General features: G+C 69.1%; 7 protein-coding genes and 1 pseudogene. 5 read left to right on the top strand and 3 right to left on the bottom strand.

Going from position 1 to position 8,143, the window contains the following annotated elements:
* Window positions 1–542, bottom strand: a 542-nt coding sequence (gene trxA, locus FW784_RS10820; protein ID WP_149353354.1) for a thioredoxin, incomplete at its 3' end; no start/stop codon positions are given.
* A 75-nt stretch (window positions 543–617) separates the two neighbouring features.
* Between trxA and FW784_RS10815 the strand changes: the two genes are divergently transcribed.
* Window positions 618–1,247 carry a DUF998 domain-containing protein gene (locus FW784_RS10815; protein WP_149353353.1) on the top strand — a complete coding sequence of 210 codons (630 nt, stop codon included), beginning with the start codon at window positions 618–620 and terminating at the stop codon, window positions 1,245–1,247.
* Here FW784_RS10815 and FW784_RS10810 read toward each other — a convergent pair.
* Together FW784_RS10810 and FW784_RS10805 are read right to left on the bottom strand one after the other, a co-directional pair.
* Window positions 1,195–1,461, bottom strand: coding sequence for a SemiSWEET transporter (locus tag FW784_RS10810; RefSeq protein ID WP_235893658.1), 267 nt, complete (start codon window positions 1,459–1,461; stop codon window positions 1,195–1,197). The two genes, FW784_RS10815 and FW784_RS10810, sit on opposite strands and share 53 nt — an antisense overlap.
* A gap of 178 nt (window positions 1,462–1,639) precedes the next feature.
* The gene (locus tag FW784_RS10805) at window positions 1,640–3,415 is read right to left on the bottom strand and encodes a sensor domain-containing diguanylate cyclase (protein WP_187770778.1); all 1,776 of its coding nucleotides are present in this window, start codon (window positions 3,413–3,415) and stop codon (window positions 1,640–1,642) included.
* A gap of 108 nt (window positions 3,416–3,523) precedes the next feature.
* Between FW784_RS10805 and leuS the strand changes: the two genes are divergently transcribed.
* The 4 genes and pseudogenes from leuS to FW784_RS14930 all read left to right on the top strand — a co-directional run.
* Window positions 3,524–6,283, top strand: a complete 2,760-nt coding sequence (leuS, locus tag FW784_RS10800) for a leucine--tRNA ligase (protein WP_149353355.1) — start codon at window positions 3,524–3,526, stop codon at window positions 6,281–6,283.
* 100 nt (window positions 6,284–6,383) lie between these two features.
* The gene (locus tag FW784_RS10795; protein ID WP_149353351.1) at window positions 6,384–6,956 is read left to right on the top strand and encodes an LPS-assembly lipoprotein LptE; all 573 of its coding nucleotides are present in this window, start codon (window positions 6,384–6,386) and stop codon (window positions 6,954–6,956) included.
* 13 nt (window positions 6,957–6,969) lie between these two features.
* Window positions 6,970–8,034, top strand: a complete 1,065-nt coding sequence (gene holA / locus FW784_RS10790; protein ID WP_149353350.1) for a DNA polymerase III subunit delta — start codon at window positions 6,970–6,972, stop codon at window positions 8,032–8,034.
* Window positions 8,034–8,143: pseudogene (locus FW784_RS14930) on the top strand (nicotinate-nucleotide adenylyltransferase); the annotation flags it as partial. The gene holA and the pseudogene FW784_RS14930, both read left to right, overlap by 1 nt.

Raw genomic sequence — 8,143 nt, 5'->3', positions numbered from 1 at the left:
TTGGCCGGCAGTGCGTCGAGGATGTGCTCGGCTTCGGCGGTCGAGCCTGCCGCGAGCAGCGCGAGCGCCAGGTCGAGCTTGACCGTGTCGTCCTCGGGCTTGGCCGCAACCTCCGCGCGCAGGCGTACGACTGCCTCGTGCGGGTCGAGAGGGGCGGGCGCCGCCTCCGGTTCCGCGGGCACTTGGGCGCGCGGCTCGATCCCGTGCGTGGTCAGGAATTCGCGAAGCGCGGCTTCGGGCATCGCGCCGGGGAAGCCGTCGACGAGCTGGCCGTCCTTGACCAGGAACACTGTCGGTATCGAGCGCACCTGGAATGCAGCGGCGAGCTGCTGTTCCTTCTCGACGTCGACCTTGGCCAGCAGGAAAGCGCCGCCGTACTGGTCGGCGAGCTTCTCGAGCATCGGGCCGAGCGTCTTGCACGGGCCGCACCACTCGGCCCAGAAGTCGACCAGCACCGGCACCTCCAGCGAACGCTGCAGCACGTCGTCCTGGAATCGGTCGGCGGTGGCATCGAACACATTGGGGTTCGCGTCGGGGGTCATGGTCGGCTCCTGCAGGTCATCGGTCGTTGGGGACGCGTCCCCGTTTGCGCAAGGCCGGCAAGCTAGCATGGGGCGATGCACGCTCCCGTCAGTCTTCCGCGCGCGGCCGCCATCGCCGCCGCCTCCCTGTTTGCCGCCGCGGTGGCGGGTTTCGGTGCGCTGCATGCGGGCTTTTCGCAGGTGGAGCACCCGGTGGCCGCGCTCGGGGCAAGCGGCGTTGCAAATGCTGCAGCCTTCAACATGACGGCGTTCGTGGCGCCGGGGGCGCTCGGCGCGTTCGTCGCGCAGGCGCTGAGAGCCCGGATGACACAGGCGCGCTTCGTGGCGCGTCTCGGTGTGCAGGTGCTCACGCTCGCAGCGCTGGCATTCGGCGCTTTGGGTGTGCTGCCGCTGGATTCGCACGACCTCCTGGCACCGGCAAGCAACGCGCACGCCGCCGCATGGACGATGTGGTGGGTGGCGTTCGCCGCCGGCGCCACGCTGCTCGCGGTCGGAATGCGCGGTACTCGCCATGCACGCACGTCGCGCGGTGTCTTCCTGTGTGCGGTCGTAGCCCTTGCGTTCGCGATCATGCTGCCCGGCCTGGTGGCCGTCGGCCTTTCGCAGCGGTTGGCGTTCGCGGCGTGGTTCGTCGCGCTGGTCGCGTTCGCGCCTACCGGTACCGAAGCTTCATCGCCAGGATCGCCCCGGACAGGCCGAGCGTGACGAGGTTCGACACGATCATCGGCCACGACATCAGCACCACGCCGTAGAAGAACCAACAACAGACGCCGACCGTGAAAACAACGTACATCCACAGCGAAATGCCGCTGGTGTCACGCGTGCGTAGGGTGCGGACGGCCTGCGGCACGAACGAGAGCGTGGTCATGGCGGCAGCGACGTAGCCGATCCATTCGCCGGTCATCGCGAACGCGCCCATCGCGAAGTGCTGTCGCCTTTGGGCGCGTGACGGTCCGTAACGACATCGCGGCGCGCGCGCCGGACCGACATCGCCGGACTCGCGTGCTGCGCGATTCGAACGGTTGGGGAAACGAGTGCCGCGGCACGCGGGTAGGGCATCGGCGGCGTCGGCACTTGTCGAAAGAGGCGCGATTGAATCACGCGTCATGCGAGTGCGGAAGCATCGAGATCTCGTTCGTTACAGGCGCGTTGCAGATGACCCGGTTGCGGCCCTGCGCCTTCGCGGCATAAAGCGCGCGATCCGCGCTTGCCATCAGCGTCTCGGGGCTGTCCATGCCGGGCCGGAACTGGTTCACGCCGATCGATGCCGTGACCGGGCCGAGCTCGCGACGCATGTAGCTCACCGTTGAATCGGCGATCGATTGGCGGATCTGTTCGGCACGCGCCGCGGCGTGCTCCAGGTTCGCTTCGGGCATGACGATCGTGAATTCCTCGCCGCCGTAACGACAGGCGATGTCCTCGCCGCGCGTCACCGCTGCCAGTACCTGCCCGATGCGGGTGAGCAGCGCATCGCCGGCGCCGTGGCCATGCTCATCGTTGAAGCGCTTGAAATGATCGACGTCGAGCATCAGGACCGACAGCGGGCGACCCCGGCGCTCGCAGCGCTCCATCTCGCGGGGCAGGCTCTCTTCGAGGTAGCGGCGGTTGTAGAGGCCGGTCAGCGGATCGCGCAGGGACTGCACGCGCAGGCTCTCGCGCAGCCCCAGGCTGTACAGCACGAGGGCCAGGTGCTCGCCAACGGACTCCACCGCCGCGCGCTCCAGGTCGGTCAGTTCGTCGCCGCGGCGCGTGCCCACATGCATCAGCCCGAGCACCGTGCCCTGCGACGCGAGTGGGACGCACACGCCGCGGGCGTCGTCCGGCGGCAGTTCGCGCAGGTGCTCGCAGAGCGCGGTCGGGCGCACGGGGTCGTAGACGTGGGTCGTTCCGCGGCGAAGGCCCCAGCACTGGTCGGGGCGCATCGCGTCGCCATAGCCCGCGCCGTGCGTGCCGAACAGCGCGTGCATTTCCAGCAGGTTCTGCGAGGCGCGCATCGTGTAGCAGACCGCGGCGCCATTCGGAATCAGCTGCGACAGCGCGTTGCCGGCGACGTCCAGCGCCTCTTCGACGCCCTGGCAGCTGTGAAGGAGGCCAGCGAAGGCGCCGAGGACCCGCCGCTGTTCGGCGAGCAGCTCGCGCTGCGCCGAGGAGGATTCGATGAACGCCAGCGCCTCGCGGGACTGGTGCTCGAGCATGCGCGCGCGCTTGGCCTCTTGCCCGAGCATGCGCAGCAGCCAGCCGAGCATCGCCAGGGCAACCGCGAGGCCGAGCGCGACGATTCCGCCGAGGATCCACGCGCCGCGATCGCTCTCGCTGCTCCGATCAGCGAGCAGGCGGCGCTCGATTCGCTCCAGGCCGCCCGCGGAGATGTCGATCAGGTCGCGTGTGCGACGTCCAGCGCCAATCATGGTCCGGTTGGCGTCGACGCCGCGGCCGGCCTTCTGCAGCTCGACCGTGCGTTCGATCTCGCCCAGCCGCTCCCGCACCAGCGAGCGCAGCTGCTCCGCGCGCCGCTGCTGCGCCGGGTTATCGGACACCATCGCCACAAGCACGTCGGCCTGCTCTGGCGGTCCTGCCCGATGCTGGATGTATTCGGCTTCCAGGCGCGCGTCGCCGCTGAGTCGATAACCGCGCGCCGCCGACTCCGTGCTGTCGAGCGCCGAGCGAAGAGACTCGATCTGCCCCAGCACCTGGTGCGTGTGACTCACCCAGCGCGCGCTCGAGTCGAACGACACGATGCCCACCAGCATGGCCACGGTCACGCTGACCAGCAGCCCTACCAGGCTGATGAGAACGATTGGTCGGCGGCGGTCGCGGCGGAGCAGGACGTTGGGCATGAGGATCGGTCGCAGGGCGCCCCGGGGATTGTGCAAGAAGCGTTCCCTCCGCGGCGTCGATAGCGGCCGTGCGTGACGCCGATTTGTGCACTGGGATACGCTTTTCGACCGAACCCTGTCCGGATTGCCCCCGTGGCCTCCCCCATCGCGACCGACGTCTCCTCCGCCAGCACCGACCCGCGCGCCTACGAGCCCGCCTTGGTCGAAGCCGGCGCCCAGCGGTTCTGGACCGGCACACGGGCCTTCGAGGTAAGCGAGTCCTCGCCCAAGCCGAAGTACTACTGCCTGTCGATGCTGCCGTACCCGTCGGGCGCGTTGCACATGGGCCACGTGCGCAACTACACGATCGGCGACGTCATCAGCCGCTACAAGCGCATGACGGGCCACAACGTGCTGCAGCCGATGGGCTGGGACGCGTTCGGCCTGCCCGCCGAGAACGCGGCGATCAAGAACAACACTGCGCCGGCGAAGTGGACCTACGCCAACATCGCGCACATGAAGGCGCAGCTGCAGCAGATGGGCTATGCGATCGACTGGTCGCGCGAATTCGCCACCTGCCAGCCGTCGTACTACGTGCACGAGCAGCGCATGTTCGTGCGGCTGATGAAGCAGGGCCTGGCGTACCGCAAGAACTCGGTGGTGAACTGGGACCCGGTCGACCAGACCGTGCTCGCCAACGAGCAGGTGATCGACGGGCGCGGCTGGCGCACCGGCGCGCTGGTGGAGAAACGCGAGATTCCGCAGTGGTTCCTCAAGATCACCGACTACGCGCAGGAGTTGCTCGACGGGCTCGACACGCTCCCGGGCTGGCCCGATGCGGTCAAGACCATGCAGCGCAACTGGATCGGGCGCTCGGAAGGTCTTGAAATCCGCTTCGACGTCCGGTCCGCTGCGGGTGACGCACTCGAACCGGTGACCGTGTTCACCACGCGCCCGGACACGCTGATGGGCGTGACGTTCGTATCGATCGCCGCCGAGCATCCGCTCGCCGTGGCTGCCGCGCGCACGAACGCCGAGCTCGCTGCATTCATCGCCGACCTGCGCAGCGGCGGCGTCTCCGAAGCGGAGCTGGAAACGCAGGAAAAGCGCGGCATGGACACCGGCCTGCGCGCCGTGCATCCGCTGAGCGGCGAAGAACTGCCCGTGTTCGTCGCCAATTTCGTGCTGATGAACTACGGCACCGGGGCGGTCATGGGCGTTCCGGGCCACGACGAGCGCGACTGGGCCTTCGCGAAGAACTACGAGCTGCCGATCCGCATGGTGATCGCGCCCGACGAAGTGCGCGACGCGATCCTCGAAGCCGCCAAGCACCTTGCGCGGCACGACGATTCGATGACGGTGGCGCTCGGCGAATCGCGCGCGGGCGATCTCTACGAAACCCGCGCGGCCGTCGAGGTCGTCGATGCGTTCGAGCGGAACGTGCTGGATACCGGCGCGTGGACGGAAAAAGGCTGGATCGTCAACTCCGAAGAGCTGGACGGCATGGAATACGCCGAGGCCTTCGAATACCTGGCCGCCAGGTTCGAAGCCGAAGGCCGCGGCCGCCGCCGCGTGAACTTCCGCCTGCGCGACTGGGGCGTGAGCCGCCAGCGCTACTGGGGTTGCCCGATCCCGGTGATCTACTGCGATGCGTGCGGCGCGGTGCCGGTGCCCGAAGACCAGCTGCCCGTCGTGCTGCCGGAGGACGTGGCGTTCAGCGGCGTGTCGTCGCCGATCAAGTCCGACCCCGAATGGCGCAGGACGACGTGTCCATCCTGCGGCGCCGCCGCCGAGCGCGAGACCGACACGTTCGACACCTTCATGGAGTCGAGCTGGTACTACGCGCGTTACACGTCGCCGGGCGCCGAAACGCAGGTCGATGAGCGCGCGAAGTACTGGTTGCCGGTCGACCAGTACATCGGCGGCATCGAGCACGCGATCCTGCACCTGCTGTATTTCCGCTTCTATCACCGCCTGCTGCGTGACGCCGGGCTGGTGGACGGTGACGAGCCGGCGACCAACCTGCTTACGCAGGGCATGGTCATCGCCGACACGTTCTATCGCGAGCTCGACAACGGCGCGAAGGACTGGATCAACCCCGCCGACGTCGAGATCGACCGCGACGAACGCGGCAAGGTGATCGGCGCGCACAGCAAGGTCGACGGCGGCCGCGTGCAGATCGGCGGCACTGAGAAGATGTCGAAGTCGAAGAACAACGGCGTCGACCCGCAGACGATGGTCGCGAAGTTCGGCGCCGACACCGTGCGCCTGTTCTCCATGTTCGCAGCGCCACCGGAGCAGTCACTGGAGTGGAACGAGGCGGGCGTGGAGGGCATGGCGCGCTTCCTGCGGCGCTTCTGGCGCGAAGTGACCGCACACGTGTCGCAGCCGGATCATCCTGAGGTCGACGCATCGCAACTGGACGCCGCGCAGAAGGCGCTGCGCCGGCAACTGCACGAGACGATCCAGAAGGTGGGCGACGACTACGGCCGCCGCCATTCGTTCAACACCGCGATCGCGTCGCTCATGGAGCTGCTCAACGCGGTGTCGAAGTTCGACGACATGAGCGAGCAGGGCCGCGCCGTGCGCCACGAGGCGCTGCAGACGATGGTGCTGCTGCTCAATCCGGTTACGCCGCACGTGTGCCACGCGCTGTGGCAGGCGCTCGGCCACGCGGAGACGCTGCTGGAGGAGGTGCCGTTCCCGCAGGCGGACCCGGCGGCGCTCGTGCGCCACGCATTGACGCTCGCCGTGCAGGTGAACGGCAAACTGCGCGGCACCATCGAGGTACCGGTGGACATCGCGCGCGAGGCCATCGAGGCGGCCGCGCTTGCCGAGCCCGGGGTTGCGCGGTTCCTGGACGGGCAGGTCGTGCGCAAGGTGATCGTGGTGCCCGGAAAGATCGTCAACATCGTGGCCGGCTGAGGCCGGTTGACCGCGTGCGCCCGACCGTCCGCGGGCGCCGCGCGTGGACGCCGGGCCTGCCGCTATTGCCGCCCGTCGCCGCCTCGTCCAGACTGCCCGCATGATCCGACGCCTGCTTCCCACCGTCCTCGTCCTCGCCCTTTCCGGTTGCGGCTTCCACCTGCGCGACCAGATCAGCGTGCCGACCCAGCTCAGCCCGCTGCACGTGGTCTCGTCGGATCGCTACAGCCCGCTGGCCGAGTCGATCGCGCAGGATCTCGAGCGCGGCGGCGTCACGGTGGTGCGCGAGGGCGGCGAAGGTGCAGTGCTCGACGTGCTCGCCGAGCAATGGGGTGATACGCCGATCAGCGTCGACGCCCTCGGCCGCTCGCAGGAATTCAGCCTCCGCTACGCGGTGATCTTCGAGCTGCGCGATGCCGCCGGCACGGTGGTGGTGCCGCGCCAGACGATCGAGCTGGCGCGTGACTACGTCTCCAATCCGACGAGTGCCATCGGCGCGGAAGGCGAGCGCGAGACGCTTGCGACCGAGCTGCGGCGCGAGATGGCGTTCTCGGTGCTGCGCCGCATCGACGCCGTGATGAAGTCGGGCCGCGTGCAGGGGCTTTCGCCGATCCCGCAGCCCGCAGTCGCCCCGAACCCCGCCGACCAGGCCGCGGGCCACTCCGCCGGCTGAGCCGGCCGCGCGCGTGGACCTTTCGCCCGAGCAGCTGGTCACCCAGCTCGGATCGGGGCCGCTGCTGCCGGCGTACCTGGTCGCCGGCGCGGAGCCCCTGCTGGTGCTGGAAGCCGCGGACGGCGTGCGTGCCGCCGCCAAGCGCGACGGCATCGCGGAACGTGAAGTCTTCGAAGCCGGCGCGGGCCAGCGTGAACCCGATTGGGACGGAATGTCAGCCACCTTCGGCGCCCCGAGCCTGTTCGCCACGCGCCGTCTCGTCGAACTTCGCCTGCCGACCGGAAAACCCGGCAAGGAAGGCGCGAAGGTCATCTCGGCCTTCTGCGCGGATCCGCCGCGCGATGTGGTGCTCCTGGTCACCTGCGACGACTGGAGCCGCAGCCACGGCGGCGACTGGAGCCAGGCGCTCGGTCGCATCGGACGCGTCGCGGTCGCGTGGCCGGTGAAGCCGCACGAGCTGCCGACCTGGATCGACCGTCGCCTGCGGAGCCGGGGTTTCGCACCGGATCGCGACGCCGTTGCGTATCTCGCCGAGCGCGTGGAAGGCAACCTGCTCGCCGCGGCGCAGGAAATCGAAAAACTCGTGCTGCTCTTCCGCGATGCGGCCGAGACCGGCCGCGGTGGCCGCCCCCTGACACTGGAAACGCTGCGCTCGCTCGTGGCCGACGCCTCGCGCTACGACGTGTTCCGCCTGCTCGATGCCGCGATGAACGGCCAGCCCGCGCTGGTGGTACGCATCCTCGCGGGCCTGCGCGCCGAAGGCGACGCCGTGCCCGCGCTGCTGGGCATGATCGTGATGGAACTCCAGCGCGGCGCGGCGCTCGCGCAGGTGCAGGCCAAGGGCGGCAATATCGTGGCCGCGTTCAAGGCGCAACGCGTCTGGGACGCCAAGCAGCCGATGTATCGACGTGCGTTGCAGCGGCATTCCCCGCAGGCCTGGGAGGCGATGCTGGTGCAGGCCGGGCTGGTCGATCGCATCGCAAAAGGTCGAGCGCCCGGTGATGCATGGGTGGCCCTCGAGCGGCTGATGGTTGCGCTCGCGGAACGCGGTGCGCTGCGGCTGCTCGCCACGGGCTGATGCGCGCCTGGATCGGCTACGGCGGCACGTTCGACCCGATCCATTGCGGCCACCTCGCGGTCGCCCACGCCGTTCGCCGCGCGCTGGACTGCCACGTGCGGCTCGTGCC

The sequence above is a fragment of the Cognatilysobacter lacus genome (assembly GCF_008274655.1).
Classification (GTDB): domain Bacteria; phylum Pseudomonadota; class Gammaproteobacteria; order Xanthomonadales; family Xanthomonadaceae; genus Cognatilysobacter; species Cognatilysobacter lacus.
Note: the sequence above shows the minus strand (reverse complement) of the source record. Positions and strands in the feature narration are given on the sequence as shown.